At 63.7% G+C, this 24,553-nt stretch carries 28 protein-coding genes; 14 read left to right on the forward strand and 14 right to left on the reverse strand.

Annotated features, from left to right (window positions below; all coding sequences use genetic code 11):
* The 3 genes from CLV45_RS22670 to CLV45_RS22680 all read left to right on the forward strand — a co-directional run.
* Nucleotides 1-401: T9SS type A sorting domain-containing protein (locus tag CLV45_RS22670; RefSeq protein ID WP_157807747.1), on the forward strand; the 401-nt coding region annotated here is incomplete at its 5' end.
* A gap of 62 nt (nucleotides 402-463) precedes the next feature.
* Entirely contained in the window at nucleotides 464-664 is a 201-nt protein-coding gene (locus CLV45_RS22675) for a PID-CTERM protein-sorting domain-containing protein (protein ID WP_100338793.1), read from the forward strand.
* 176 nt (nucleotides 665-840) lie between these two features.
* Nucleotides 841-1,233, forward strand: a complete 393-nt coding sequence (locus CLV45_RS22680; protein WP_100338794.1) for a VOC family protein — start codon at nucleotides 841-843, stop codon at nucleotides 1,231-1,233.
* Nucleotides 1,234-1,260: 27 nt separating this feature from the next.
* On the opposite strand, the gene CLV45_RS22685 is transcribed toward CLV45_RS22680, so the two are convergent.
* Nucleotides 1,261-1,920 (reverse strand): head GIN domain-containing protein, encoded by a 660-nt coding sequence (locus CLV45_RS22685; RefSeq protein ID WP_157807748.1) that lies wholly within the window; start codon nucleotides 1,918-1,920, stop codon nucleotides 1,261-1,263.
* A 47-nt stretch (nucleotides 1,921-1,967) separates the two neighbouring features.
* Nucleotides 1,968-2,195, reverse strand: coding sequence for a hypothetical protein (locus tag CLV45_RS22690; RefSeq protein WP_100338796.1), 228 nt, complete (start codon nucleotides 2,193-2,195; stop codon nucleotides 1,968-1,970).
* A gap of 338 nt (nucleotides 2,196-2,533) precedes the next feature.
* Between CLV45_RS22690 and CLV45_RS22695 the strand changes: the two genes are divergently transcribed.
* Entirely contained in the window at nucleotides 2,534-3,517 is a 984-nt protein-coding gene (locus tag CLV45_RS22695) for a helix-turn-helix transcriptional regulator (RefSeq protein ID WP_100338797.1), read from the forward strand.
* Nucleotides 3,518-3,552: 35 nt separating this feature from the next.
* Here CLV45_RS22695 and meaB read toward each other — a convergent pair whose 3' ends face one another.
* Nucleotides 3,553-4,527 (reverse strand): methylmalonyl Co-A mutase-associated GTPase MeaB, encoded by a 975-nt coding sequence (meaB, locus tag CLV45_RS22700; RefSeq protein WP_100338798.1) that lies wholly within the window; start codon nucleotides 4,525-4,527, stop codon nucleotides 3,553-3,555.
* A 223-nt stretch (nucleotides 4,528-4,750) separates the two neighbouring features.
* Here meaB and CLV45_RS22705 point away from each other — a divergent pair, with 223 nt between their 5' ends.
* Nucleotides 4,751-6,151, forward strand: a complete 1,401-nt coding sequence (locus tag CLV45_RS22705; RefSeq protein ID WP_157807749.1) for a DUF5723 family protein — start codon at nucleotides 4,751-4,753, stop codon at nucleotides 6,149-6,151.
* 249 nt (nucleotides 6,152-6,400) lie between these two features.
* Here CLV45_RS22705 and CLV45_RS22710 read toward each other — a convergent pair whose 3' ends face one another.
* Nucleotides 6,401-7,504 carry a YncE family protein gene (locus CLV45_RS22710; protein ID WP_100338800.1) on the reverse strand — a complete coding sequence of 368 codons (1,104 nt, stop codon included), beginning with the start codon at nucleotides 7,502-7,504 and terminating at the stop codon, nucleotides 6,401-6,403.
* A 258-nt stretch (nucleotides 7,505-7,762) separates the two neighbouring features.
* Between CLV45_RS22710 and CLV45_RS22715 the strand changes: the two genes are divergently transcribed.
* Nucleotides 7,763-8,374 (forward strand): hypothetical protein, encoded by a 612-nt coding sequence (locus CLV45_RS22715; protein WP_100338801.1) that lies wholly within the window; start codon nucleotides 7,763-7,765, stop codon nucleotides 8,372-8,374.
* A gap of 113 nt (nucleotides 8,375-8,487) precedes the next feature.
* Here the strand turns inward: CLV45_RS22715 and CLV45_RS22720 are convergent, their stop codons facing one another.
* Nucleotides 8,488-9,027: an NUDIX hydrolase gene (locus CLV45_RS22720; protein WP_157807750.1), complete on the reverse strand. Its 540-nt coding sequence runs from the start codon at nucleotides 9,025-9,027 to the stop codon at nucleotides 8,488-8,490.
* A gap of 311 nt (nucleotides 9,028-9,338) precedes the next feature.
* On the opposite strand from CLV45_RS22720, the gene CLV45_RS22725 reads away from it, so the two are divergent.
* Nucleotides 9,339-10,685: a hypothetical protein gene (locus CLV45_RS22725; protein WP_100338803.1), complete on the forward strand. Its 1,347-nt coding sequence runs from the start codon at nucleotides 9,339-9,341 to the stop codon at nucleotides 10,683-10,685.
* A gap of 19 nt (nucleotides 10,686-10,704) precedes the next feature.
* Here the strand turns inward: CLV45_RS22725 and CLV45_RS22730 are convergent, their stop codons facing one another.
* Nucleotides 10,705-11,385: an ArsR/SmtB family transcription factor gene (locus CLV45_RS22730; RefSeq protein ID WP_100338804.1), complete on the reverse strand. Its 681-nt coding sequence runs from the start codon at nucleotides 11,383-11,385 to the stop codon at nucleotides 10,705-10,707.
* Nucleotides 11,386-11,625: 240 nt separating this feature from the next.
* On the opposite strand from CLV45_RS22730, the gene CLV45_RS22735 reads away from it, so the two are divergent.
* Both CLV45_RS22735 and CLV45_RS22740 read left to right on the forward strand, forming a co-directional pair.
* Complete coding sequence (locus CLV45_RS22735) at nucleotides 11,626-12,111, forward strand: OsmC family protein (protein WP_100338805.1); 486 nt, start codon at nucleotides 11,626-11,628, stop codon at nucleotides 12,109-12,111.
* Nucleotides 12,108-12,500: an amino acid-binding ACT domain-containing protein gene (locus CLV45_RS22740; protein ID WP_100338806.1), complete on the forward strand. Its 393-nt coding sequence runs from the start codon at nucleotides 12,108-12,110 to the stop codon at nucleotides 12,498-12,500. Before CLV45_RS22735 ends, CLV45_RS22740 begins: the two co-directional genes overlap by 4 nt.
* A gap of 68 nt (nucleotides 12,501-12,568) precedes the next feature.
* On the opposite strand, the gene CLV45_RS22745 is transcribed toward CLV45_RS22740, so the two are convergent.
* Nucleotides 12,569-13,300, reverse strand: coding sequence for a L,D-transpeptidase family protein (locus tag CLV45_RS22745; protein WP_100338807.1), 732 nt, complete (start codon nucleotides 13,298-13,300; stop codon nucleotides 12,569-12,571).
* 232 nt (nucleotides 13,301-13,532) lie between these two features.
* Between CLV45_RS22745 and CLV45_RS22750 the strand changes: the two genes are divergently transcribed.
* The 4 genes from CLV45_RS22750 to CLV45_RS22760 all read left to right on the forward strand — a co-directional run bounded on the left by CLV45_RS22750 (nucleotide 13,533) and on the right by CLV45_RS22760 (nucleotide 16,907).
* Nucleotides 13,533-14,528 carry an alpha/beta hydrolase gene (locus tag CLV45_RS22750; protein ID WP_100338808.1) on the forward strand — a complete coding sequence of 332 codons (996 nt, stop codon included), beginning with the start codon at nucleotides 13,533-13,535 and terminating at the stop codon, nucleotides 14,526-14,528.
* A gap of 254 nt (nucleotides 14,529-14,782) precedes the next feature.
* Nucleotides 14,783-15,718 (forward strand): glycerophosphodiester phosphodiesterase, encoded by a 936-nt coding sequence (locus tag CLV45_RS22755; RefSeq protein WP_100338809.1) that lies wholly within the window; start codon nucleotides 14,783-14,785, stop codon nucleotides 15,716-15,718.
* A gap of 159 nt (nucleotides 15,719-15,877) precedes the next feature.
* Complete coding sequence (locus CLV45_RS25125; RefSeq protein ID WP_157807751.1) at nucleotides 15,878-16,075, forward strand: hypothetical protein; 198 nt, start codon at nucleotides 15,878-15,880, stop codon at nucleotides 16,073-16,075.
* A gap of 88 nt (nucleotides 16,076-16,163) precedes the next feature.
* On the forward strand, nucleotides 16,164-16,907 hold the full coding sequence (locus CLV45_RS22760) for a J domain-containing protein (protein WP_100338810.1): 744 nt from the start codon (nucleotides 16,164-16,166) through the stop codon (nucleotides 16,905-16,907).
* 79 nt (nucleotides 16,908-16,986) lie between these two features.
* On the opposite strand, the gene CLV45_RS22765 is transcribed toward CLV45_RS22760, so the two are convergent.
* From CLV45_RS22765 to CLV45_RS22780, 4 genes are all read right to left on the reverse strand, one after another.
* Entirely contained in the window at nucleotides 16,987-17,778 is a 792-nt protein-coding gene (locus CLV45_RS22765; protein WP_100338811.1) for an SDR family NAD(P)-dependent oxidoreductase, read from the reverse strand.
* A 140-nt stretch (nucleotides 17,779-17,918) separates the two neighbouring features.
* Nucleotides 17,919-19,535, reverse strand: coding sequence for an SBBP repeat-containing protein (locus CLV45_RS22770; RefSeq protein WP_100338812.1), 1,617 nt, complete (start codon nucleotides 19,533-19,535; stop codon nucleotides 17,919-17,921).
* Nucleotides 19,536-20,133: 598 nt separating this feature from the next.
* The gene (locus tag CLV45_RS22775; RefSeq protein ID WP_100338813.1) at nucleotides 20,134-20,865 is read right to left on the reverse strand and encodes a metal-dependent hydrolase; all 732 of its coding nucleotides are present in this window, start codon (nucleotides 20,863-20,865) and stop codon (nucleotides 20,134-20,136) included.
* A 101-nt stretch (nucleotides 20,866-20,966) separates the two neighbouring features.
* Nucleotides 20,967-22,298, reverse strand: coding sequence for a T9SS type A sorting domain-containing protein (locus CLV45_RS22780; RefSeq protein ID WP_100338814.1), 1,332 nt, complete (start codon nucleotides 22,296-22,298; stop codon nucleotides 20,967-20,969).
* A gap of 142 nt (nucleotides 22,299-22,440) precedes the next feature.
* On the opposite strand from CLV45_RS22780, the gene CLV45_RS22785 reads away from it, so the two are divergent.
* Nucleotides 22,441-22,662, forward strand: a complete 222-nt coding sequence (locus tag CLV45_RS22785) for a hypothetical protein (RefSeq protein ID WP_157807752.1) — start codon at nucleotides 22,441-22,443, stop codon at nucleotides 22,660-22,662.
* An 81-nt stretch (nucleotides 22,663-22,743) separates the two neighbouring features.
* On the opposite strand, the gene CLV45_RS22790 is transcribed toward CLV45_RS22785, so the two are convergent.
* From CLV45_RS22790 to CLV45_RS22800, 3 genes are all read right to left on the reverse strand, one after another.
* Nucleotides 22,744-23,031: a hypothetical protein gene (locus CLV45_RS22790; RefSeq protein ID WP_100338816.1), complete on the reverse strand. Its 288-nt coding sequence runs from the start codon at nucleotides 23,029-23,031 to the stop codon at nucleotides 22,744-22,746.
* 103 nt (nucleotides 23,032-23,134) lie between these two features.
* The gene (locus CLV45_RS22795; protein WP_100338817.1) at nucleotides 23,135-23,578 is read right to left on the reverse strand and encodes a hypothetical protein; all 444 of its coding nucleotides are present in this window, start codon (nucleotides 23,576-23,578) and stop codon (nucleotides 23,135-23,137) included.
* 220 nt (nucleotides 23,579-23,798) lie between these two features.
* Nucleotides 23,799-24,482: a hypothetical protein gene (locus CLV45_RS22800; protein ID WP_100338818.1), complete on the reverse strand. Its 684-nt coding sequence runs from the start codon at nucleotides 24,480-24,482 to the stop codon at nucleotides 23,799-23,801.
* Between the last annotated feature and the right edge of the window lie 71 nt (nucleotides 24,483-24,553).

Consider the following 24,553-nt stretch of genomic DNA (forward strand, 5'->3'; position numbering starts at 1 on the left):
TGCTCGACGCCGTAACGGGCCAGCAGGTGGACCTGCGGCAGCAGAGCACTTACCGCTTCTCGGCCAGCAACGCGGCCCTGATTACCGGCCGCTTCGCCCTGAGCTTCGGCGCCCTGCGCCCTCTGGCTGCTGCTAACGGCTTTGCGGCCACCAGCGTGAGCGTGTACCCGAACCCAGCTCACCAGCAGTTTTTGGTGCTGGTTCCGGCCGTGAGCGGCGCCACTCAAGTGGAAGCTGACCTGGTGAACGTTCTGGGCCAGGTAGTGGGGCACTACAGTGCCGCACTGCCCGCCGCCGGCACCAATCTCACCATTGATGCCACAGGCCTGAAAGCGGGCGTGTATACCATACGCCTGCGGGCCGGGGCTACTACGGTGGCTAAGCGCGTGGTCATTCAATAAAATACTGTGTAGCTGGCCTCATTGCGAGGCCAGCTTTTATTCTCCTTTGTTCCGTAAGACTCATGAAGTATCTATTTTCTTCCACCGTACTAGCCCTAACCATCCTCGGCCTGACGAGTGGACCAGCCAGCGCCCAGGGGCCCGGCCTTGGTGGTCCGCAGCCCGGCGCTACCACGGCTCCCATTGATGGCGGTGCCTCGCTGCTGCTGGCGGCGGGGGCGGCCTACGGCCTCCGCCGCCTCCGCCGGTCGGGCCGGGCTTAGCCGAGCTGTTTACCACTGCCTGAATGAAAGAGCCCGCCTGAAAAGGTGGGCTCTTTTTGTAGTGTACCTTTAAGAACGTCCGGCTCATGTGACGCTCCGGCGAACTTGCCGCCGACACGCTGCAGTGTCGAGCGAATGACACGAAAAAGCAGCTACCACGACTTAGCCAATTTTCAATGATGCAGTTAGGTTCTATTGCCTTACTGGTGCCCGACTACGACGAGGCGCTGGGCTATTACGTCGGGGTGCTGGGCTTTACCCTGTTAGAGGATACTGACCTGGGCCAGGGCAAACGGTGGGTGCGCATAGCGCCGCCCGGGGCCGAAACCGGGCTGCTGCTGGCCCAGGCCCAGGGCGAAGCCCAGACCGGAGCCATCGGCAACCAGAGCGGCGGGCGGGTCTTCCTGTTTCTGCACACTACCGACTTCTGGGCCGACTACCACCGACTACAGGCCCGCGGGGTGCAGTTTCTGGAGGAGCCGCGCCCGGAAACCTACGGTCACGTTGTCGTGTTCCGGGACGTGTACGGCAATAAATGGGACCTGCTGGAAGTGCAGCGCGGGCTATGAGCTATAGAATAGGAAAATTCCCGCTAACTACTCCACGTGCCGGATGTCGCCGGCGCCGTACTGCCGCACGTCCGTCAGGTGGGCGGGGCCGGCGTAGTGCAGGTAGCCAGCCCCCATGTGCGTGAGGTTGATGGTTTGCTCGGCGTAGACGTCGATGTTGCCGGCCCCCAGGTTGCGCAGGCGCAGGTGCTGGGCCACTAGGGCGCGGGTGTTGATGTAGCCATCCGCCGCATTCTTGATTTGCACGTCGCCGGCAGCGCCGCTAAGCGTCACGTTGCCCTGGCAGGCCAGGCTTACGGTAAGGGCCGGCGCTTCGAGCTGCAGGGTGGTGTCGCCCTGGGAGTGGATTTTAACCTCCAGCGGGCCGGCTGCCACCAGCGTATTGCGGCTGACTACGTTGCCGTGGCAGGCGCAGTAGAGCGTGTCGAGCTGGCGCAGATGCACGGTGACGCGCAGCCCAGTGAAAGCGGGTGCCCGCAGTTTGTTTTCGCTCGTGACGTAGAGCGTCCGCCCCGAGTTGACCACCTCCAGGTGTTCGAGCAGGTTGTCGTCGGCTTCCACCACGACTTTTTCTTCCGGGCCGTAGAGCAGCTCCACGGTGCCGTGAATGCTCAGGTGCAAACGGGTGAAGGAGGATACGGGATAATCGCGGCTGACCAGCACGCCGCTGCCTTGGACTTGCATCATCTGACGAAGTTGTTTGAATGAGAGCATCAGGATTAAGGTTAGCAGGGCTAGTCGGGGAGTGGTTCGCAATGGTAGCCACTTTCCCGCAAAACCGCTGCTACGGTCTGGACGTCGAGCCACTGACCGGGGGTGTGCACGCGCAACACCCGGTCACAGTCGTCGAGGTCGAAGCTGATGCGGGCCGGGCAGGGTAAGCGCGCCAGCAGGTGCCCCCGCAGCGCGGCCGCCGCTACGGGACAATCAACAGTGGTGCGAAAAACTTCCAGGTCCAGCATCGGGCGTTGGCAGCGCGGGGTTAGGAGTGAAATACAGCCGCGCCAACGATACAAAGGTGCAGGATGCCGGGGTGGCCGACGTTATAGAATTGGGAGCCAGACTTATATAATAGGGAATTTTGATTTCAGAAGAAGCTTGCCGGGTTGTAGTCAGCATTACCAACTTCGCCTTTCACGAGCAGAAATCCTAGCCTAGTTCAGCGCACCGGGCCAGGCAGAAAACTCCCGGAGTTATAAGGCCGGCTCCGGCAGCTGTAATCGTTCGCAGGCTTTCCGAATGCAGCTTTGTACAGACTGCCGACTGCCCGCGGTATACCCCAAACGTTTATCTTCATGCCATGCCCCTGGAAGTTCGTGATGCTGCTGATAACACCCTGATTCACGCCAACCCCCACGTGGCCCAGGACTTCGACGTGCCCGAGCTGGTGGAGCAGAGCGGGGAGCTGGAATTTGCCGCGGGCCGCGGGAAGCTCACGCACTGGTACTTCGACGGTATTCGGATGGGCCATGCCCGCTGGCACTTCCGGGAGTATACCACCCAGCAGTGGCGCTCCGAACTCGACGTAGTGCACCTGCATTTCAACCTGCGCGGCCGCGTTATTCTGGAGCACCAGCTTCTAGGTCAGCCGCTGGTGATGGGCTCCTACCAGCACAATATCATGTACTCGCCGGGCTTCGAGGGCACGAGCCGCAACCAGGAGCTGGAAACCGAAACCTTCATGGTGCAGTTTACCCGGCCCATCTTCCTGCGCCTGAGTGAGCAAGCCAATGGGGTGTTGCGCCGCTTCGGGGAGCGGGTGCTCGAAGGCCAGCCCTTGGTGCTGGGGGAGCAAAGTCTGACCCTGGGCCTGGGCTTGCACAATGCCATTCGGGAGGTGCTGAACTGCCGCTTCCAGGGGCCGCTCAAGAAGCTTTTTCTCTACGCCAAAGCCCTCGAAATCCTGGTGCTCCAGGCCGAGGCCTTCGAGCAGCAACAGCAGCGCCCGCCCGCCCGCTTCGCCCGCACCGAGTACGACCAGGAGCGCCTGCTCTTCGCCCGCGACTACCTCATTCAGCACCTGCACCTGCCGCCTACGCTCCCGGAACTGGCCCGCATAGCGGGTCTGAACGAGTTTAAGCTCAAGAAGGGCTTCAAGGAAATGTTTGGCCAGCCGGTGTTCAGCTACCTGGCCGACTACCGCCTAACCGAGGCGGAGGCGCAGTTGATTGAGGGCCGCAAAACGGCCAGTGAACTGGCCTTCGAGCTGGGCTACTCCTCGCTGCAGCACTTCAGCGCCGCGTTCAAGAAAAAGTTTGGCGTGAGTCCGCGCGGAGTGCGCTAATCGGGCTGCCGCTGACTTTCGCCAAGCGGCCTTGCTTACAGGCTCAACAGCTCAGCCGCCGCCCCAAAGGCTGACTTGCTGCCTTCAATAACCTGCTGCCGCAAGGCCGGCAACTGGGCTTGCACGTTGGCCTTGGCGTAAAACTGCTCTTCCAGGCCCTGCCGGATGGCCTCGTAGAGCCAGTGCAGGTTTTGCTCCTGCCGGCGGCGCTGAAAGTAGCCACTCTGCTGGGTTTGCTGCACGTACTGCTCCACCACCTGCCACACTTCCGGCACGCCCCGGCCCGTGAGGGCCGAGCTAACGGTAACCTTGGGGTTCCAGCCCGAGGGCGCCAGCGGAAACAGGTGCAGCGCATTCTGGTACTCGCGGCGGGCCAGCTTGGCGGCAATTTCGTTCTGCCCGTCGGCCTTGGTAATGGTCACCGCGTCGGCCATTTCCATGATGCCCTTCTTGATACCCTGCAGCTCGTCGCCGGCCCCGGCCAGCATCAGCAGCAGGAAGAAATCGACCATGCCGTGCACGGCCGTCTCGCTCTGGCCCACGCCCACGGTTTCGATGAAGATGACGTCGTGGCCGGCGGCTTCGCACAAAATCATGGCCTCGCGGGTGCTGCGCGTGACGCCGCCCAGGCTGCGGCCGGCCGGCGAGGGCCGGATGTAAGCCTGCTCCTGGGCCGCCAGCTGGTTCATGCGGGTTTTGTCGCCCAGAATGCTGCCCCCGCTGCGCTGGCTCGTCGGGTCAACGGCCAGCACGGCCAGGCGCTTGCCCTGCCGCAGCAGCTCCAAACCCAGGGCTTCGATAAAGGTGCTCTTGCCCACGCCCGGCACGCCCGTAATGCCCACCCGCACCGAGCGGCCCGCATGGGGCAGCACTTGGTCGAGAACCTGCTGGGCCAGGCGCTGGTCGGAAGGCAGCGTGCTTTCGACTAGCGTAATGGCCCGGCTCAGCACCATCCGGTTGCCGGCCAGGATGCCGGCGGCGTACTCGTCAGCGGAAAAGCGTTTGGCCAAGGGAAAGGAATTTTGCCAGCAAACCCGCCGCCGGCAACTTGCCGCGGGCACTAGTCGGTTACATTTGCCGTTCGGATACCTACGGCCGGCCCGCAAATTAGGGGCTCCAACCATAATTTGGGCAGACTCAGCGAAGGTAATGCCTCTGCCGTATGATACAGCGGCTGCCGGCCCTAGCTTGCGCCTTATTTGTCACCGATTTCGTCTTAGCGCCTTGCTCCCCGTGAAAAATCTTCGTTTTGCCCTGCTTACCGGCCTGGGGCTGCTGGCCGCCACCAGCCTGCGCGCCCAGAGTGAGCTGAACTCCTTTTCCATCGTGGGGCGCGGCGGCGTAGCCAACACCTTTGCCAGCGACTATCAGGCCATTGGCATCAACCCGGCCAACATGGCCCGGATGAACAACGCGGTGGTGGCCTTTTCCATCGGGGAGGGCGGCGTGGGCGTCAGCTCGGCTTCGCTCACGCGCAGCCAGGTCTGGAAATTTCTGCGCAACACCGACCAGACCCTGACCCGGGCCGACAAGCTGGAACTGGCCCGGGCCTTTACTTCCGACAACACGCTCAACTTCAACGCCGACGTGACGACGGTGGCCGTGTCGGCCTCGTTTCCGGTGCTGGGGAGTTTTGCCTTCAGCAACCGGCAGCGGCTTTCGGGCCACATGGCCTTGAATCAAAACGCGGCCGAAATCCTGTTTCTGGGTCAGGAAGCCCCGATTTATGCCAACTATAACCCCACCACCTCGCCGCTGATAACGGAGTCTTTGGCCGGCACCCAGTTTCAGGGCACCTGGTACAACGAGTTTAACTTCGCCTTTGCCCGCCGCCTGATTACGCTGCCGCTATTCCGCCTCTCGGGCGGGGTGGGCTACCGCTACATTCAGGGCGTGGGCATCGTCGATGTGCGCATCGAGCCGGGCAAAATCGAGGCCTACAGCGCCATGTCGCCGCTTTTCGATATTGATTACGGCAAGGTGGTTAACAGCACTTCCTTTAACCTGGAAAAGCGGGCCAACGGGCTGCAGCCGGTGGGCAAGGGCAACGGCTTCGATTTGGGCCTGGCTATGGAAGCCGGCAAAATGCTGCGCGCCAGCCTTTCCCTCACCGACCTGGGCCACATGACCTGGGAAGGCAATCTGCTGACGGCCTCCGACCAGAAGCTCAAGAAGCTGCGCTCCAACGGGGTCGACAACTACGACTTTCTGAGCGAGGCCACCAAGATTTTCGCCTCGGGCACCGACAGCGTCTTTGTGTACCAGCCCAGCCAGGAACATACCGCCAGCCTGCCCACCAAGCTGCGCGCCGGGGCCGGGCTGCGCGTCACCAACCGCCTGGAAGTGGGCCTCGACGTGACCGTGCCGCTCAACGAGGTAGCCGGCAACATCACCAGCCCGTTTGTGGGTGCCGGTATTGATTTCAAGCCCAACAAGTTTATTCGCCTGAGCAGCGGCGTTGCCGGCGGGGCCGGCTACGGCTTTGCCCTGCCCCTGGGCGTGGCCTTCACCACCAACCTCTACGAATTCGGCGTCAGCACCCGGGACCTGCCGGGCCTGCTCGCCGACAAGAACCCCTACGCCTCGGTAGCGGCCGGCTTCGTGCGCTTCCGCTTCGGTGAAATCAAGGACTAGCTGATTCAGTTTAAGATGGTTGCATGTGACGTTGCTGGGTCGGCTGCCATCCTGAAAGGAGCGTAGCGGAGGGAAACACCTTCCTCGCTTTGGTAATACGCTGCCTTACATGCAAAAAGCCCTTTTCCAGCGGTTGGAAAAGGGCTTTTGCATGTTGGTAGCAGCTGTAATGGGGTAGGGGCGGTAGGGCCTTCGCCAGCTCAGGATGACAGTCCTAACAACGAGCAACTATCAACGAACAACTAAGACCTACCGTACGAAAACCGGGAGGCCGAGCTTGCTGCGGCGGCCACCCAGTTTCAGGCCGTCGTCCACGTAGTTGCAGGCTTTGCCGGCGGCGTTGGGGTCCTGAATGACGCCCAGGAAAGGGTTGTCTTCCCGGGCCACGTAGATTTTGCCGTCGGGGCCCAGTTGCAGGGCCCCGATTTTGCGGTTGGCCGAGGTACCGACTTTCACTGCGTTGTCCTTGCTTTTGGTGACTAGGTCGAACTGCCACACTTCGGCCTGCCCGCCGCCTTTGCCGTTGCAGGTGCCGTAGAGCTTGGTGCCGTCGGGCGAGAATTCCACGCCGTAGGCTTCCTCGTAGGTGCCAAACTGCCGCGGGTTGCTGACTTTACCGGTGGTGTTGTCGAAGTCGAAGACCTCAAATTTGTTGCTTTCCCGCCAGATGGCCGAGGCAATTTTGTGGCCGTCGGGCGAGAATTTGAGGCAGCCAATGGCGTTGCGGCCCGGCCCGGCGTTCATGCTGCCCACGTTGCTCAGAATGGGCTTGGTTTCTACCCCGTCGGGCGTCACCAGGTACGATACGAAGGCGTTGGAGTTCCAGCGGTGGCCCACCACCCAGATGTCGCGGCCGTTTTTGTGCTTGACGGCGGCCAACTTCTCGGCTACCGGCGAAATGAGCAGCATGTTGGCCCGGGGCACGTCGCCGAAGCCACCTTCCCGGGTCATGTCGACCACTGAGTAGCGCATGCCGTTCTTGCCGCCCTGGGGCGCGGTGGTGAAGATGTAGAACACGTTGCCGCTGCCGGGGTCGGGCACAATCAGGGCGCTCTGGGCGCTGGATTTGCTGCCCATCAGGCCCTTGCCGTTGAGCATGGGCTGGTGCTTGCGGTTGTAGACCACCTCGCCGTCGGTGTAGAACAGGAGTTGGCCCTGCTGGTTGGTGGCCACGGCGCTGCCCTCGTAGGTGCTCATCTTGCCATCGAGCAGGGGGGTGGGCGGGGCCGTGCCGGAAAACTTCAGGCCGGCCTGGCCGCCAAAGTACCAGATGGATTGCTCGCCCTGGGCGCGGGCGGGAGCAGAAGCGGCCAGACTGGCCAGGAAAAGCAGAAAAAAGGACAGACGTTTCATATACGTTGAGCTCTACGCAAGCCAGTAGTTGGGGGCTGCGTAGTGGCAAAGTAAGAATTGAATTCCGTGCCAAACTGTACCGCCCGGAAGTTAGCCTGGCTTACAGCCGGCCAGCCTTGGTTTTTTACTCTTCCAAAGCAGCTCCATAAGCGGCGGCGTGGCCATGCAACCCTTGGGCGCCGGGCCCGGTCATCCGGCCGTTACGCAAGAGTTGCGGCCTCGCCTCCTTATTTCTGTTTCTCTACACTCCCATTTTTTATGGTCAAGAACCTCCTTACCTATGCCCTGGGCGGCTTGTTGCTTGCCTCGGCCGCCTGCAGCTCCAAGGACGTGGAGCCCCAGCCCGAAGCAAGGGTCACCCGCACCGACGAATTTGTGAGTGCCAAGGCTGATGGGCAGTACACCGACTGCCAGGACGTGTACCGGCGCAACGGCACCGTGCCCGACACGCTGTTCAACGGCTACCGGAACTTCTGGGTCAGCAGCACCCAGCGCCTGCAGCAAATCGACATTATGCGCCTGGAAAACGCCCAGGCAGGCAGCTCGAAATTCTTTATCCTGACCTTCGGCGGGGTGGACCTGGACGCCCTGACGGTGCCGGCCGAGTTTACCTCCGCCGATAAGACTAATTGGGTTTCTCTCTCCTTCGGGGATTATTCGGTGGGTAAGGGTCCGGTGTCTGGTCCCGACCCAAACCTGTACTCCGGGTCAACCCTGGCGAAGGATAACTTGGTGGTGAAGGTTCTCAGCAAAGACAACGACGTGTTGACCGGGACCTTCCGCGGGCCGGTGCGCAACACGGCCAACCAAACGAAAACTATTACCGAGGGCCAGTTTCGCATCAAGCTCCTGCGCAAAACCCGCCCGTAGCACCGCACTTTTACACGTCCTGTTTGCAACGCCAAACTCCCGTCCGGGCCCGCTGCCTGGGCGGGAGTTTTTGGTTTGGGCCCCGGAGAAGCCAGCGGTGCGGGCCGGGGCATTCAAATCTCCCACTCGCCGGCCAGTAGCCGCGCCACTAGGGGCTGAATAATCCGGTAGCTGGCGCCCCAGAGCTGGTAGGGGCCCACGCGGTAGTAGTCGACGAGCATGCGCTGCTCCCAGCCCGGCAGCTGCCACCATTCCTGGACGTGAGTGGCAGGGTCGGCGAGGGTGCGCAGGCTGATTTCGAGCACCTCGGCAATTTCGGGCTGCTGGCACCACCACACCGCCGGCCGCCGGATGCTGGCCAGAAACGGAGCAATGTGAAAGCCGCCGGTAAAGGTACTGAGCTCGGGCAGCGGGGTCAGCACCCGAATATCGGCCGGTTTGAGGCCCACTTCTTCCTCGGCCTCACGCAGGGCTGTAGCCAGCAGGGAAGCATCTTCCGGGTCGCGCTTGCCGCCCGGAAACGCCAGTTGCCCGCCGTGGATGCCCCGCTCCCCGCGCCGCACCAGTACCAGCTGCAACTCCCCGGTGGCATCCCGGTACACGGGCACAATAACGGCTGATTCGCGTAGGACAGGGGCAGTGGGTGTATTCATGGCGGCAAGATAACAGCCGGGCAACCGCGCCGGTTTTGGCGGGCTCCCGCTCGGGCCCGAACATGCCATGGGGCGGGCAGCGCAGCGAGGAGGGAGTAGCAGACGCGGTTATGCGCCGCACCCGCCGGCCCGGATCCGCCACACGAAGTGCCAGCTAGGCACGCGCGAAGCAACCTGAGCCTCATTCGGTAGCCCCGCTTCCAGCAGTATTAAAGCTAGCCGGAGGCGAAAATAGCTTGACATACACTACCTTAAGTCGCCGGCCACGGGCCCGCTTTCGTAGTGACTACCCGCCTTATCCTTACAAGCCTATGTTTTTCCTGGTTCGATACGTGCGCAAGGGCGGCTGGCTCCTGGGGCTGGCCCTGAACTTCCTTCCGGCCAGCAGCTACGGCCAGCAGCCGACCGACGTAGCCTTGGCCCAGCAGCAGCTGGCTTCCTTCGAAGCCGCCTGCCGGCGGGAAGCAGGGCGCACCTGGGGCAAGTCGCTCTACGGGCCGGTGCTGCTGGTGGAGCCGGCCTCGCGGCGCCTGCTGGCCAACGTGCCCGACTCGGCCGGCCTGCTCCACGCCGAAGCAGGGCTCTATACCGGGCAGCTGCCCGCCGCCGTAAACATCGCCAACACGGCCGTGCAGTGGGGCGGCCGGCGCTGGTCGATGCTGCGCTGGCCCCTGCAGGTGTGGCCCCCGCCGGAGGACGACGCGGCCCGGCTGACGCTGCTGGCCCACGAAGCATTTCACCGGTTGCAGCCCCAGCTCGGGTTTCGGCTGCCGGAAGCCGACAACGCCCACCTTGACGAAGAGCAGGGGCGTGTGTACTTGCTGCTGGAGTTGGCGGCCCTGCGCCAGGCTCTCACCGCCCCGACGGCCGCCGCGGCCCGGCCGCACGTGCAGGCCGCCCTGGCTTTCCGGGCTTACCGGCGCCAGCTCTTTCCCGCCGCCGGGGCCAACGAGAATACCCTGGAGCTGAACGAGGGCCTGGCCGAATACACCGGCCAGGTAGTGGGCGCCGGCCCCCGCCCCCAGGCCACGGCCCGGCTGCTGCACACCCTGGACTATTTCACCCAGGATACAGTCGGCTCCTTTGTGCGCTCCTTCGCCTACTACACCGTGCCGCTGTACGGTTTCTTGCTGCGCCCGCAGCAGCCCACCTGGACCCGGGCAGTAACGGCCCGCACCGACCTGACGGCGCTGTTTGGCAAGGCTTTCGGGGCCACTCTGCCCGCCGACCTGCGGGCGCAGACTCAGGCGGCCCTGCCCCGCTACGGTGGCACGGCGCTACTGCGGCGGGAGCAAGCCCGGGAGCGGCACCGGCAGCAGCAGCTGGTCCTGTACCGGCACCAGTTTCTGGAAGCTCCCCACCTCGAAATTCCGTTGCGCAAAATGAACATGGCCTTCAACCCGAGCACAGCCATGCCGCTAGGTGCCGCCGGCACGGTGTACCCCACCTTGCGCGTTACCGACGAGTGGGGCGTGCTCGAAGCCTCCGCCGGGGCGCTGATGGGGGCCCACTGGGAAAAAGTTACCGTGGCCTATCCTACCGCGGAGCAGCCCACCGTGCAGGGGCCGGGCTACACGCTCACCCTCAACCCCGGCTGGCAGCTGCACCATGACCCCACCAACGGCCACTGCACCCTGCGAAAGAGCACGGCCCCCTAAGCGCCGGCGGCAGCCAAGCTCAGTCCTCCCGGCGGGGAAGCCGCAGGTTCAGGGTGTCCAGCAGGCCCCGTTCCCCGGCCAGCGTCACCACGACTTCCCGGCTGTGGGCCGTCGGGCGCAGCCAGCCCAGCTCCAGAAGCCGGTTGAACAGGAGTTGCCCGAGGGCGCCGGCCAGGTGGCTTTTCCGCTCACTCCAGTCCAGGCAGGGCTTGGCCACTGGGCGCCGGCCCGGCGCGGGCACCTGCAGGCCCAGCGTTTCGCACCACGTGCGGCCCAGGGACGAAACCTGGAACTCCGCCCCGCCCGGTAGCAGCAGCTGCCGGGCCACCAGGGCCTCGGTAATCAGCACCCCGACGTGGCCGGCCAGGTGGTCGTAGCATTTGCGGCAATACCAGAGCCCCTGCCGCCGCGCGGCGGCCCCGGGGCTCGGAGCTGGCAGCAGCGTACTCACGCCCTCAATCACGCCGGCCATATGGTCGGAGGCAAAGCCGAAGTACTTGTGCCGCCCCTGCTTCACCACCCGCAGCACCCCCGCCGCTACGAGCTGACTCAGGTGGTTGCTGGCCGCCGACGGCGACAAATCGGCGCAGAGGGCCAGTTCCCGGGCCGTGTAGGCCCGGCCATCCAGCAAGTTCCAGAGCATCGTGGCCCGGGCGGGCTCGCCCAGCAAGGCCGCAGCCCGCACAAAGTTTTCTTCCATGGCACCTGGCAGGGGAAAGGCAGTACAGCTACAAAGAAAGCCTTTCGGCCGACAAAAGCCGGCCCCGCGGGCGGAGCCATTTTGCCACTGGCCGGCCGGTTGTTCCGTCCCGTCATAGTTCAGGCCGGCCGGAACTGTTTGCTGAAACTCCTGCGCACTTTTGCTCCGTAACTGGCCCGGCCCGGTCAGCCCGAGCCGGGGTACTGGATTCTGTCAACAGCACTTCCTCTTAAAGCCGCCATGAGCAAAGAACACGCCTACGAGCTTACCGTCGAGTGGACGGGTAACAGCGGGACCGGCACGTCGGGCTACCGCCAGTTTGAGCGCAGCCACACCATTCAGGCCGCCTCCAAGCCGCCACTTCTGGCTTCCTCGGACCCCGCGTTTCGGGGCGACGCCACCCGTTACAACCCGGAAGACCTGCTGGTGGCGTCGCTGGCCTCCTGCCACATGCTGTGGTACCTGCACCTCTGCGCCGAGGCCGGAATCATCGTGGTGGCGTACTCCGACACCGCCACGGGCATCATGGCAGAAACTCCGGATGGGGGTGGGCACTTTCGCGAAGTCACGCTTCACCCCCTGGTGACGGTGGCCGCGGCCCATATGCAGGCCCCCGCCGCGGCCCTGCATGAGCGCGCCCACCAGCTGTGCTTCATTGCCAACTCCGTCAACTTTCCCGTGCGGCACCAGCCCACCATTACCATCCCCGACGCTGCCCGCTCATGAAAGATCTGGAAGTCTTGCTCGAAAACACGCCCGGCGCTCTGGCCCTGTTCGGGGAAACGCTGGGCCAGCACGGTATCAGCCTGGAGGGCGGCGGCGTGTTCCAGACCGGCTCCACGGCCATTGCCCATTTTCTGGTGGCCGAGCCCGAGCGGGCCCGGGCCGTGCTGGAGCCGGTGGGCATCCGCGTAGTCGGCATTCATGACGTGCTGGTGCTGAAGCTGCGGCAGGACGTGCCGGGCCAGCTGGGCCAGTTCTGCCGCGCGTTGGCCCAGGCCGGGGTCAACATCCTGGTGCAGTACAGCGACCATGCCAACCAGCTCATCGTCGTCGTGGACGACTTTGCTACCGGCACTCAGGTAGTCGCGGCCTGGCAGCAACAGTGGTGGTAACTCCTGGTGCCAGCCGACTGGCCACTTAAGCCGTACTGGGGCCTTTTTTGGCAAGGGGTAAGGTTGTCTTACCGCACTACGTAGCGGCCGGTAGCGGCCACCTCCACGGTGGGCAACGTCAAACGCTGGTCGAAATACGCGAAGCCGGGCTGCAGACTCTGCCAGAAGCTGTAGTGCTTATTGGTTTGGTACCGTTCCATATTCTGGGCGGTCAGCTCGAAGGGAAACACGTGAATCGACAATTCCTGCTGGCCGGCACTGCGGGCTTCGAGGGCCAGCAAGTACACTTCCTGAATACAGTCGTCGGTGATGGGAAGGCAGCCCACCGTCACGTTGGAGCCGTGCACGAAGATGTGGGTGCCGGGGTTGGGGCCACCCAGGGCCCGGTCGGAGGCGTTGGGATAATCCAGGCCCAACGACATGTAGTAGGTGCTGATGGGGTTGAACCGGTCGATGTGGTAAAAGCCCTCGGGCACCTGGTTGTCGCCTTCGTTGCGCTTGGGGCCCAGCGTGCCCGAGGTGGCGGCCAGCGGGTAGGTGCGCAGCAGCTGAAACGTGGCGTCGCCCTGGTTGCGGGCCCAGACTTCGAGGCGCCGCCCCACTTTGAACACCCGGAAAAAGACCTCCAGCCGGGCCGGGTCAATCCGGCGGCCGCGCAGCAGGGTCTGGAGCTGGGGCCACTTGCGGGCGTAGGCCAGCTTTACCCGCGGGTAGGTGAGCTGATAGTCGCGGAAAGCCGGGTTGGGCGGGCAGGCGGCCACCAGCATCCACAGGCTGGCGGCCAGAAAAATGTTGCGCATAGGACGGAGGGCTCCCGCGTAAGCCGTATAAGCACTGGCCACGGCTCAGCTGGGTAGCGTCAAAGAACGGAAGATTCCTACTCGAAAGTATTTGTATATAGAAGAAAAAATACGTTTCCCACCGGAGCTGATTATTGCGCTTACGCCACGTAGGAGCGTAGAAAGCCGTAGTCCGACCAGCCGCCCGTTTTTTGGCCCACCTTTTCCCGTTCCGTATACCCTTTCCCGTATCATGGCTGAATCACATTATCAACCCGACGTGCTGGGTCCCGACTTCGAGCAGCGCGTCATTGAGCAGCCCGCGGATTACGAAGGGATGGTGGTATGCACCCTGGTGCGGCTGCGCGAGCAGGCCCCGGGCCCGCGGGCGGTGCTCTACGTGCACGGCTTCACCGACTATTTCTTCCAGCGCGACATGGCCCGGGAGTACCACCGCCACGGCTTCCGCTTCTACGCCCTGGACTTGCGCAAGTACGGCCGCTCGTGGCGGCCCCACCAAACGGCCAACAACGTGCGCGACCTGGCCGAGTACTACCCCGACCTCGACGCCGCCCTGGCCCTGATGCGGGCCGAGGGCTGCGCTACCATCGTGCTCAGCGGCCACTCCACCGGCGGCCTCATTGCGGCCCTGTACGCCCAGGATGGCACCCAGCGCCAGCACCTGGCGGCCCTGTTTTTGAATAGCCCGTTTCTGGACATGCACCAAAACTGGCTCAACCGCACCGTGGGCGTGCCGCTGGCAGCGCGCCTGGGCCGCTGGTTGCCCGACGTGCAGCTGCCCGCCAACCTGCCCACCGAATACGGCCGCAGCCTGCACCGGCAGTACCAGGGCGAGTGGGACTATCACCTGCCCTGGAAGCCCATCGAAGTGTTTCCGGTGAAGCTGGGCTGGCTGCGGGCCATTCATGCCGGCCACCGCCGCGTGGCCCGGGGCTTGCACCTTGCCCAGCCCATTCTGGTGCTGCACTCCGACCAAACCGTGACTCAGGCGGGGTGGAGCGAGCAATATTTCGAAGCCGACGGGGTGCTCAACGTGTGTCATATCCGGGAGCTGAGCCCCCGGCTGGGGCCCCGCGTTACGGTGCAGGCCATTGCGGGCGGCATTCACGACCTGGTTTTGTCGCGGCCGGCGGTGCGGGCCCGGGTGTACCAGGTGCTGTTTGAGTGGCTGAACAAGGTGCTGCCGGACCTCGTCTGTCAGCCTGAACGCAGTAAAGGACCTGCCTGACCTGAGTGACAACCATAATTCAACGCCTTTAACCATATTGTTACGAGAGGTCCTGCAGTGGGAAAGCTGCTTCGCTACGCTCAGCATGACCGGTTAAGCTGGTCCGTAAGGTGTAGCGCTGGGCTCGGCAGAATGTTCTTCTCGGCTTCAGGTGGCCACGCTTTGCCCGGCCGGGAAGCATAAGCCAACCACCGCGCGGGCGGGCCGTTATAGCCAAGTCGGCCGACATACTTTCCCGGGCCGGCGCTGGCAAGATGAAAAGTACACATTGGCGCTTGGCTTTGCTGCTGGCTCTGGCCGGGTCGGCGGCACGGGCTCAGCAGGTGGCCGAGTCGTTGCGGCGGGCTCCGGGGCAGATGGTTGTGGTGGGCCACGCCGGCTCGGGTTTCTTTACCCCGCTCAATCCGTTTAACCCCCTGCCGCCGAGTAGCCTGCGCAGTGAGTTAAAAGCCCTGCACGACGGGGCCGAGGGCCTGGAAATCGACGTGCAGCTCAGCCAGGACAGCGTGCCGGTGCTCTACCACGACACCACGCTCGACACCATGACCAAAACCGGCCGGGGCTGCACCAATGAGCATTCGGCGGCCGAGCTGGTGCAGCTGCGGTTTCGCGGGGGCTGGCCCTACGACTGGTTTCAGCACGAAAAGCTGGTAACCCTGGACACGCTGCTGGCCCGCCTGGCCCGGCGGCCCGAGTTTCCTTACCTCCACCTGGATTTGCACGAAGCACTACCTTGCCTGAGTCCGGCCCAGGCCCAGCGCAACTCGGCGGCCTTGGCGCGGCAGCTGGTGCAGCGCCTGCGGCACTACGGCGTGCCGGCGGGCCGCATCCTCATCGTGTCCGACCAGGTCAGTACCCTGCGGCGCTTCCGGCAGCTGTGGCCGGCCCTGCCCCTGGGCTACGAAATTACCGACGCCTACGCGGCCAACCTGCCCCGGGCCCGGCAGGAAAAAGTGGCTGCCGTGGTACTTAATGAGACCCTGACGACACCCGCAAACGTAGCGCAGGCCCACGCCGCCGGGTTGGCCGTCGTCACATTCGGAGCCCGTTCCTCCGGCGCCATCAAGCGCCTGGTGGCTGCCAACCCCGATGCCTACGAGGTGGACAACGTGGGCAAGCTCCGGCGTATCCTGCACCGGCCAGCCGCTACTGCCAACGCTGGCGGCTCCCCGGAAACGGCAGCACAGTAAGTTGCCGCACCCTTCGGATACAGAATATAGCCGTTGGCAGATGAAAAGGTGGGGTTAAGCCAAATAACCGGCGGCGCGGCAAATAGATGCTTCTCTTTGAGAGAAATAAGGCGCTGGGAATGAGCGTCGTCACTTCTCTCACTTCTACCGCCTTTTGCCATGCGTCTTTCTACTTTCCGCCGGGTTTCCTCTTTCGTGGCCGTGTTGCTGCTGCTTTGCGCCTCTTTCAGCGCCCTGGCCGATACGCCCTTCCAGCGCGCCCGGCAGCGGGGCCGCCGCTACGTGCACCGGCCCATGTACAAGCAGTATCAGCGGCCCGCCCACCGCGGAGGGGTGTTGGCCCTGTTCGGCAAGTAAGCCGGTTCTGCGGTAAATTAAGCGGCTGGGCTATAGGGTCATCCGGCGGGGTTCGTTATTTTAAGGCTTTCCTTGAACGAATCCGGGTATGCAGGATTATTACCGCCTTCTGGGCGTAGCCGTTACGGCCTCGCCGGCTGAAATTGAGCTGGCCTATCAGCGGCAGAAAACCCGGCTGAGCCGGCGCACTGCCGACCCGGCCATGCAGGCCCGCCTGCGGGAAGTGCACACGGGCTACGAAATCCTGGCCCACCCGGGCCGGCGGCTGGCTTACAACGTTTTGCTGGCCCAGGAGCCCGCGCCCACCGTGCCCCCAGATCCGACGGCGGAGCTGATGGCGCGCTACGCCCCGGCGGCGCGCTGGCTTAATGCGGCGTTGGTTGCTTTCTGCCTGCTGCTGGGCCTCGACTGGGTGCTGCCCCTGCGGCAAATTACCAGGGAGCAGGTCTTACTCCGGCAAATTGTGTCCGTATCCTCGTCGGCTTCCGACCCGCAGATGGCCTACGACGTGACCACGCCCCGCACGGCTTTTCGGGTGCCGAGCCGCTACGGGCACCGGGTGCGCAAAGGCACGGCGTTGACGGTGTACCAAACCCCGCTGCTGGGCGTGGTGCGCCGGGTTAGCGCCCCGCCCACCACGGCCGGCGAATCCCCCGTTTTTAAGGCCTCGGGCGGCAATATCTACGGCTCATTCGGTTTGCTGCCCGTGGTGCTGCTCATTGTGGCGGTGCTGGGGTTGCTGCCGGGCCGCTCCCCCGAGTTGCGCGTCAACGCGGCAGTGGTGGGCACCCTGCTGGCCGTTGTGGCCCTGGTCGTGCTGATCTGGTTTTAGGCAAGTGCCCTAGGGCTGTAAGACTACAAAAAAAGGCTTCCCGGTGCCGGAAAGCCTTTTTTAGCGTAGCTGAAACGTACTAGGCGATGCTGCGGATTACGCCCCCGTCTACCCGTACCGAGGCGCCATTGGTGGCGGCCGCCAGCGGACTGGCCAGGTAGGCAACCATGGTGGCAATTTCGTCGGGGGTGGCAAAGCGCTGCAACAGCGACGAGGGCCGGGCATTCTGGAAAAAGTCGTGCTCGGCCTGCTCCGGGGTTTGGCCCGCAACCGAAAGCTTGGCCAAAAACTCTTGCACGCCTTCCGAGGCCGTGGGGCCCGGCAGCACCGAGTTGACGGTTACGCCGGTGCCCTTGGTTAGTTCGGCCAGGCCCCGGGCCACGCCCAGTTGGGCCGTTTTGGTGGTGCCGTAGTGAATCATTTCCTCGGGAATCTGCAGGCCCGACTCGCTGGAGATAAACAGAATCCGGCCCCAGTTCCGGGTGAGCATCAGCGGGAAATACTGGCGCGAGAGCCGCACGCCGCTGAGCACGTTGACTTCAAAAAAGCGCAGCCATTCCTCGTCGGTGATGTCGGCAAAGGGCTTGGGCTCAAAGATGCCCACGTTGTTGACCAGAATATCCACCGTGGGCACTTCGCGCAGCAGGTGCTGCACTTCGTTGGCTTGGCCAAAGTCGACGGCTACCCCGCGGATCCGGGCTTGGGGCGTGGCGGCCAGAATAGCCGCCCGGGCTTCCTCAATACGAGCACTGGTGCGGCCCGTCAGAATTACTTCGGCGCCCTCGGCGGCCAGACGCTGGGCAATGGCCAGCCCGATACCGGCCGTGGAGCCCGTGACCAGGGCCAGTTTATTGGTGAGTTGTAAGTCCATGGAATGAGCAGGCAAAAGATAAATTCCTCTCTAAACCACCCACCCCGGCTTTTGTCTTTCGGCCGGGCTCAGCCGCTACCACTGGCCGGTATTCTTCCGGACGGGCAGAGAATAAGCCCATCCGGAAGAATACCGGCTGCCTACCGCACCGTGACGAGCTGGGTCGTGACCTGCTGATTATGCTCCAGGTTGAGCACGTACAAACCGCTGGGCAGGCCGGCCGTATCAAACGTGGCGTCGGTGCTGCCCGGGCCGGGGCGCACGGTCTGCTGGGCCACGATGCGTCCGAAGGGGTTGTAGAGCGTCGCCTTTACGGACTGGTCGGTAGCCGGGGCCTGAATGCGGAGCGTGAAACGGCCCTGGGCGGGATTGGGAAACACGCTCGACTCCAGCCGGGCCGCTACGCAGCCCGGATTGCCCGTACCGCTCGGTCCGAAGCGGGCCAGATAGGTTTCCGTAAACTCGGTGGTGATGGTGCGGGCTCCAAACTGGCAACTACCCGTCAGAATGCCGCAGGTATATACCGTATTGTGGCCGTCCAGGGCCAGGACTGTCCCGGTGCTGGTACCCGGGCCGCCCACCAGGTCCGTCGATTTCAGCTTGCCATTGGGCAGCAACTGGGCAATAAAGCCCTGGTAGGCCGTCGTGATACTCTCGGAGCCGGTTAGGTAGGTGCTGCCCGAGTGCTTGTCGACGGCAATGTTGGTAGGAAAGTCATAATTAGCCCCGCCCAGGCGCGTGGCCCACTCGGCCTGGCCCTGCCGGTTGTAGCGCGCCACGTAGATATCGTTGTCGCCGGTGCTGGTGAGCGTAGTGCCGCCCAGCGTAGCCGTACCGCTGAAGCCATTGGCCACGTATATTTTGCCGGCCCGGTCGGTGGCCAGACATTTGCCGTCACCGTTGCCGTTGGGCGCCTGCAGCCAGCGCAGCTGCCCGTTGCGGGCGTCGAAGCGGGCCATAAAGACGCTGTTGTCGTAGCCAGCCGGCTGCACCGTGGTGCCATCCAGGGCCAGCGTGCCGAAGAAGTTGCCGCTCACGTAGCAGTTGCCCTCCGCGTCTACGGCCGCGCCCCGGCCCTGGCTGAAAGCGTAGTCGGCCGGCTTGTTCCACACTTTGGCCCAGCGCACCGCACCCTGGGGCGAGTAGCTGGCCACGAAGGCCTGGCCCTGGCGGTTCGTGAAGCTCTGCTCCCCAATCTGCACCGTGGTGCCGCTCACGTTGCCCGTCACAAAGCTGTTACCCGCCTGATCTACGGCTATGGCCCAGCCCGCATTGCCGGCGCCGTAGCGGTCCTGACTGGTACTGCTTATCTGGCGTGCCCACTGCACCCGGCCGGCCGGGCTGCATTTGAGAACCAGCACGTCTTGTCCGTAGCTGCTCTGCGAGGTGATGCTGCCTCCCGGGTAAGTGAGTGTGCCCTGAAAGAGGCCCGTCAGGTAGCAGTTGCCTAGCGCGTCCAGGGCCAGGCCGGTGGGCAGCACTTGCAGGCTGGCCGGTATTGTGGTAGCGCGCAGCACGGTGCCGGCCGCATTGAGCTTGGCAATATACAGGCAGGGGCCCGGGTTGGTGAGCTCAGTAGCACCCAGCTGCAGTCGGTCGGTGAAATTACCGGTAATGTAAAAATCACCGTTGGCATCAGTAGCCAGCGCCATAATAGGGTTGCTACCGGCCACTGCCCGGACCCAGTTCCAGGTGGCGGGTTGGGCCCGGGCAGTCAGGCAGGCAAACAGAGCGAGAGCAAGGAATAGTTGTTTCATAGCAGCACGGAGCGGGTGAGAGATGGAAGAAAAGAGGGAAAAAATATGATTTAGGTTTTGGTGAAGCCACTAAGACAGTTGCCGGCCCTGGGGTGGGCCGCATTCGACGGAAAAAAAGAGGGAGGCCCGGTAAGACCCGCGCCGCGCGTATCAGATTCACCCGTTTCGCCAACGGGTAGAGTATTTGCTAACGAGTTATTAATCTGCTACCTGCACTATTGCGGGCGGTAAATGCCTTGCCGCCTGCTAACCAAGCTCCGAATACTGACCTGTTCGGAGCCGGGTACCACGATCCAACTGCTTATCCTAAAAATGAAATTATTAAATCTTATTTATAAACGGCATTATCCAAGAAAAAAGAATTTTGGCCTCACCCGTTTGGACCATTCTAGTGTTCGGCTTACCCACCGCTGAATCAGCGGCGCACTTACCCGGCCTGGGCCCCATTGCTGGCTCGGTGAGCCACGCAACTAGTGGTCCATAATGCGCCAAGCCCCGTCCCGGCAGTGGGAAAGGGCTTGGAATACCAATCAGGCGGCGGATAAGGTAAGGCCGCGGGCTGGGGCTAGCGGCTTACTGCCCTACCGCTGGCCGGGCTTTATAGCCGGCTCAAACTCAGCGTTTCGCCGGCCTGCAGGGCGTGTACGGTTACGGCCCCCGCGGGCGGGAGGTGCTGCCGCAGTTGCTCGGGCGTGCCCACCAGCGACGCAAACGTGCCGTAGTGAAACGGCACCACGTGGCGCACTCCCAGCAGCCGCGCCGCCACGGCCGCCTCCCGCGGACCCATGGTGTACCGGTCGCCGATGGGCAGCAGGGCCACGGTGGGCTGGTAGAGCTCGGCCAGCAGCTGCATGTCGCCAAACAGGGCCGTGTCGCCGGCGCAGTACACTACTACGCCGTCCGACAGGGCCAGGATATAGCCCACGGCCTCGTGCCGAAAGCCGGTTTTGTTGCCGGGCAGGTCCACGTGGGCCGCGTGCTGGGCCAGGGTCATGGTCAGGCGCAGGTCCAGCAGATCGATGCCGCCACCCACGTTCATGGGCTCAAACTGCGCGGCGGGAACGCCCTGTTCGTAGAGGTAGAACCGCACCGCCGCCGGGGCCACTATCCGGGCCCCGGTGCGGGCCAGTAGCGCGGGTAGGGCGGAGTCAAAATGGTCGTCGTGGCCGTGGGTAATGAGCACCAGGTCGGCCCGCTCGGGCTCCCGCAGCTCGGCCGGCACGAAGGGGTTGTCGGTTAGCCACGGGTCTAGCAGGATAACCCGGCCTTCGGGCGTGGTGATGCGGAAGCTGGCGTGGCCGAGCAACTGCAGCTGGGAGGAAGCAGGCATAGGAGGGGAGAATTCGGCTTCTAAATCCAGCCCGGGGCTTCTGGTAAACCTAGCCTGAGCTGTAGCTAGGCGGCCAGAACTACCCCGGGCTTGGGCTGCGCTTACTGCTTGACCAAGCGCTGAGTTACGCTGCCGGCCGCCGTTTGCAGGCGGATGCTGTACACGCCGGCGGGCAGGGCACTCAGGTCGAGGGCGTGGGTGGTAGCCCCGGCGGGCAGCGGCACCGTGCGCACGGTTTGGCCCAGCAGATTGAGCACTGCCGCGCTGCGGGCGGCGCCGTTCCAGCGCAGCGTAACCAGGCCCGTGGTGGGGTTAGGGTAAATTTCGGCCGCCAGGTTTCTGGCGGCTGGGCCCGTATTGCTGAGCAGCACGAAGGCCGAGTAGGTGTAGAGGTCGGAGTTGACGTAGCTGGCCGTGCGGCTGGGCTCGTAAACCTGGGTGAGCAGGCGCAGCAGTTCGCCCGTCGAGGCGTAGCGCCGGGTGGTCCGCTCGCCGTACTCCAGGCTCCAGGCATTGTTGAGCCATTCCTCCGAGGTATACTCCGTGTTGTTGTGCTGGGCGTCGTAAGTCAGCTTTTCACGGAAGAAATTCTGCCAGCTGCCGCCACGCACGTTTTCTTCCGCCGTAACGGTGAAGCTGTCATTGGCCCCGAACACGTAGGTAAAGCGCGTGGCGGGTTGCCACTGACCCTGCCACGTTTCCTGCAGCACCGTGGCGTATTGCCGCTTGCTCCAGTTGTGCCAGGTGTAGGTGAAGCGGGCCTGATCCTGCCACGCCCCCTGCTCCCAGCGCTGCTCCACCATTGAGGTCCACTCATTGTTGGTCGATACGGAGTAAGTCAGCTTCTGCGAATTAACGAAAGTGCCCATGTCGAAGTCCTGCACTACCTGGGTGAGCAGCACGCCGGCCGAGTTGTAGGTCAGCTGGTAGCGGTTGCCGTCGTTGGTAAGCCAGGCCGAGCCGGTCCATTCCTGGTACAGGGCCTCGGTGATGCTGCCGCGGGCGTCGTAGGTGGCCGCGTAGCGGCCCGTGTTCAGCCAGGCCGTGCCGCTCCAGGTCTGGTATACTTCCTCGGTGTTCAGGCCCTGGCCGTTGTAGCTGTAGAGGCTGCGGTAGAGGGGGGCCTGGGTGGCGGAGTCGGCCACGGCTTCCTGGGTCAGGCGGCCCTGGGCGTCGTAGGCGTAGGTTTCCACCGTGGCCTTGGTCCAGCTGTTGTTCGTCGAGTTCCAGCTGTGGTGCACGGCCCGGCCGGGCTGCGAGAGGCTGGTGGCGTGGCGCAGGGCCGGGGCGCTACCGGCCGCCGAAGCCGGAGCAGCATGCAAAAGCTGGCGCGAGCGGCTCTCGGGCAGCTGCCGGGTGGGGGTGGCAACTTGGGCGGAAGCCCCGAAGGTAGTCCCAAGCAATAGCCCGGTCAGAAGGGTAACAATGCGCATAGAACAGATAGGTCAGGAGAGAAAAGTAGGCCAAGGTACACTCTGCCCGGTTCCCGCACTGCGCCCGGTCGTTACCTTATCCTTATGTTATTAAGCTTGCCGCCGCACGGAGCATTATCCAATACCTTGCTGCTGCTTCCCTGTGTACTTATGGCAACTGCCTGTGCCCGCGGCTACGCCTTCGTTGTTTTCTATCCGCCTCCTGGCCGTGGCTGCCCTGGGCCGCACCGTGCGCGAGCAAACCTTTGCCGCTGCCGCCCAGCCTCAGCGCTTATCGGTGGCAGATCTTAAGCCGGGTATCCACCAGGTGCGCGCTCCGCTCAGCACTGGTCAGCTAGCCGCCGCCGTTTTGCAGGTGCAGTAGGCGGTAGTAGAAAAGCAACAGCACAACCGGCCCGGCTTTCTATATAGCCGGGCCGGTTGTGCTGTTGAGAATCCTGCCGGCCTAGCCCCAGATGGGCTGCCAGGGCTGCTCGACTACGGCCGCCGTGTTGGTAGAAAGGTAGTCGTTGTAGAGCTGCTCGGCCTGGCCCTGACTGATAAGCGGCTTGCCTTCGATGGGTAGCACCAGCAGTGGGGCGCCGGGCCCGAGCTGCAGGGCCGTGCTCAGCTCCTGGTGCAGCCGGGCTACGTCGCCCGGGTAGGCTTCCTGAATCTTGACGACGGTCAGGGCCTGGCCCTGGTGCTCGAGGCGGGCAAACACGCCGGCCGGAATAATCGGGTTGGGTTCCATGCAGAAAAAGTGAGGTGGTAGCTTCCCTCTACGCATAACCGGTCGGCTGAGGTCAGCGTCCGGCATACAACCGCAGGGAATGAACCCGCCCGACTGGGGCCGTCTACAGAATCTGGGAGCTGTCCAGGGCCGTTTGCCCGCCCACGCTGCCCGGCAGCCGGGTGCGGCCCAGCAGCTGCGCCAGCTTCTTGGGCAGCTCGCTCACCAGCAGGGGCACCACCGGCCGGGCCACGAGGTGGTAGCGGGAGTCGGCGCGCTCGTGCAGGCGGGTCTTCTCGAAGGAAAACAGCCCCCGGCGGGCGTAGCGGGCAAAGCTCTGGTAGCCGCCGGCCGCCTCGGCCCCGTCTTCTACTTCCGCCGCCTCGGCCGCAGTAGTGTCGGGCAGGGTCAGGAAGTAGTGGTGCAGCTCAAGCAGCACTTCCTGGGAGGCCGCCACCGATTCGGGCAGAATGCCGCCGCCCGAGGCCACGTGCAGAATGTGGCCCTCGGCGTCCACGGCAAACCAATCAATGTCGGCGTCTTCCTGGTCTAGTTCGTCGATGTGCATAGGGGAGGGGGAGGTAGGGTCCGCCGCAAAGATACTCCGGGAGTTCAGCGGAAGGCGGTACTCCCGGAAAGCTCGTGCTAAGCACCGGTAGTAGCTGAAGCAGCGGCGCCATCACGCCGCATCGCCGGGCGACGGCAGGAACCCTACTCCGGGGGGGGGCACTAGAAAGCCGCGCCTCTGCACTAGGCAGAAACGCGGCTTAGCAAAGCTCCGCGCGGGGCTAGGCTTCCGAAGCGGGCGGGGCGTCGGTGAGGAGGTAGAGCTTCTGCTTGACGGGGTCGGTGGGGAAGGCCCGCTTGGCGGCCTTGCTCAGCTGCTGCCCGTAGCCGTAGGCCTGGTTCTGGAGGCGCACGTAGTCCTGGGAGCCTTCCGTATTCGAGCCTTTGCGCACCTCCTGGGTGGTATCGGCCTGGTTCAAATCCTGGCTGAGCTGCTTGAGCGTGGCCAGCTTCGGGGCCCCGAAGCCGTGCCCACTCAGGTCGGCCAGGTCGCGGGTGGCGGTAGCAACGGCCGTTTCCAGCAGGGCCCGCATCTTATCGTGCTTCTTGCGGGCCGGGACATACTGCTTCTTGCCGTACTGGTCGAGGCGGCCGGCGTTGTTGGGGTAAGCCTGCTCCACGTAGTAAAACAGGGCCTGCACCTGGGTGCGGGCCTGCTCCATGAGCGCCTCCACGTCCTGGGTATTCTCCTTCAGGCCCCCGCGCAGGGTGGTGCCGGAGGTGGCCTTGTCGGCCTGGTCCAGGGCCGCCAGCCACTGGGTACCGAAGGCGGCGGTAAGCTTGGGGTCGAAGGCCGTGAAAGCGGCCACATCCTTGAGATAATGCCCGTGCATGGTGCGCATGTTCTGGCGCATGGTGCTGTCGGGGCCAGAGTATTGGCGCTCCTCGGGTTGATTCTTTTTCATACGCGTAATAAGTTGGTTAAGAGGTAAATGAATAGATGCTCAACAGTACTAAATATCTGATTCATAACCTA

The organism is Hymenobacter chitinivorans DSM 11115, assembly GCF_002797555.1.
Taxonomy (GTDB): Bacteria; Bacteroidota; Bacteroidia; order Cytophagales; family Hymenobacteraceae; genus Hymenobacter; species Hymenobacter chitinivorans.

Bases quoted from the DNA above. Each gene is read 5' to 3' on its own strand.
- CLV45_RS22690 (WP_100338796.1), bottom strand. From the start codon at position 2,195: ATGCTGGACCTGGAAGTTTTTCGCACCACTGTTGATTGTCCCGTAGCG.
- CLV45_RS22765 (WP_100338811.1), bottom strand. From the start codon at position 17,778: ATGGACTTACAACTCACCAATAAACTGGCCCTGGTCACGGGCTCCACG.
- CLV45_RS22795 (WP_100338817.1), bottom strand. From the start codon at position 23,578: ATGCACATCGACGAACTAGACCAGGAAGACGCCGACATTGATTGGTTT.
- CLV45_RS22800 (WP_100338818.1), bottom strand. From the start codon at position 24,482: ATGAAAAAGAATCAACCCGAGGAGCGCCAATACTCTGGCCCCGACAGC.
- CLV45_RS22740 (WP_100338806.1), top strand. From the start codon at position 12,108: ATGAAAGATCTGGAAGTCTTGCTCGAAAACACGCCCGGCGCTCTGGCC.
- CLV45_RS22775 (WP_100338813.1), bottom strand. From the start codon at position 20,865: ATGCCTGCTTCCTCCCAGCTGCAGTTGCTCGGCCACGCCAGCTTCCGC.
- CLV45_RS22730 (WP_100338804.1), bottom strand. From the start codon at position 11,385: ATGGAAGAAAACTTTGTGCGGGCTGCGGCCTTGCTGGGCGAGCCCGCC.
- CLV45_RS22735 (WP_100338805.1), top strand. From the start codon at position 11,626: ATGAGCAAAGAACACGCCTACGAGCTTACCGTCGAGTGGACGGGTAAC.
- CLV45_RS22710 (WP_100338800.1), bottom strand. From the start codon at position 7,504: ATGAAACGTCTGTCCTTTTTTCTGCTTTTCCTGGCCAGTCTGGCCGCT.
- CLV45_RS22685 (WP_157807748.1), bottom strand. From the start codon at position 1,920: ATGATGCAAGTCCAAGGCAGCGGCGTGCTGGTCAGCCGCGATTATCCC.
- CLV45_RS22715 (WP_100338801.1), top strand. From the start codon at position 7,763: ATGGTCAAGAACCTCCTTACCTATGCCCTGGGCGGCTTGTTGCTTGCC.
- CLV45_RS22760 (WP_100338810.1), top strand. From the start codon at position 16,164: ATGCAGGATTATTACCGCCTTCTGGGCGTAGCCGTTACGGCCTCGCCG.
- CLV45_RS25125 (WP_157807751.1), top strand. From the start codon at position 15,878: ATGCGTCTTTCTACTTTCCGCCGGGTTTCCTCTTTCGTGGCCGTGTTG.
- CLV45_RS22695 (WP_100338797.1), top strand. From the start codon at position 2,534: ATGCCCCTGGAAGTTCGTGATGCTGCTGATAACACCCTGATTCACGCC.
- CLV45_RS22680 (WP_100338794.1), top strand. From the start codon at position 841: ATGATGCAGTTAGGTTCTATTGCCTTACTGGTGCCCGACTACGACGAG.
- CLV45_RS22720 (WP_157807750.1), bottom strand. From the start codon at position 9,027: ATGAATACACCCACTGCCCCTGTCCTACGCGAATCAGCCGTTATTGTG.
- CLV45_RS22675 (WP_100338793.1), top strand. From the start codon at position 464: ATGAAGTATCTATTTTCTTCCACCGTACTAGCCCTAACCATCCTCGGC.
- CLV45_RS22770 (WP_100338812.1), bottom strand. From the start codon at position 19,535: ATGAAACAACTATTCCTTGCTCTCGCTCTGTTTGCCTGCCTGACTGCC.
- CLV45_RS22745 (WP_100338807.1), bottom strand. From the start codon at position 13,300: ATGCGCAACATTTTTCTGGCCGCCAGCCTGTGGATGCTGGTGGCCGCC.
- CLV45_RS22790 (WP_100338816.1), bottom strand. From the start codon at position 23,031: ATGGAACCCAACCCGATTATTCCGGCCGGCGTGTTTGCCCGCCTCGAG.
- CLV45_RS22750 (WP_100338808.1), top strand. From the start codon at position 13,533: ATGGCTGAATCACATTATCAACCCGACGTGCTGGGTCCCGACTTCGAG.
- CLV45_RS22780 (WP_100338814.1), bottom strand. From the start codon at position 22,298: ATGCGCATTGTTACCCTTCTGACCGGGCTATTGCTTGGGACTACCTTC.
- CLV45_RS22755 (WP_100338809.1), top strand. From the start codon at position 14,783: ATGAAAAGTACACATTGGCGCTTGGCTTTGCTGCTGGCTCTGGCCGGG.
- CLV45_RS22725 (WP_100338803.1), top strand. From the start codon at position 9,339: ATGTTTTTCCTGGTTCGATACGTGCGCAAGGGCGGCTGGCTCCTGGGG.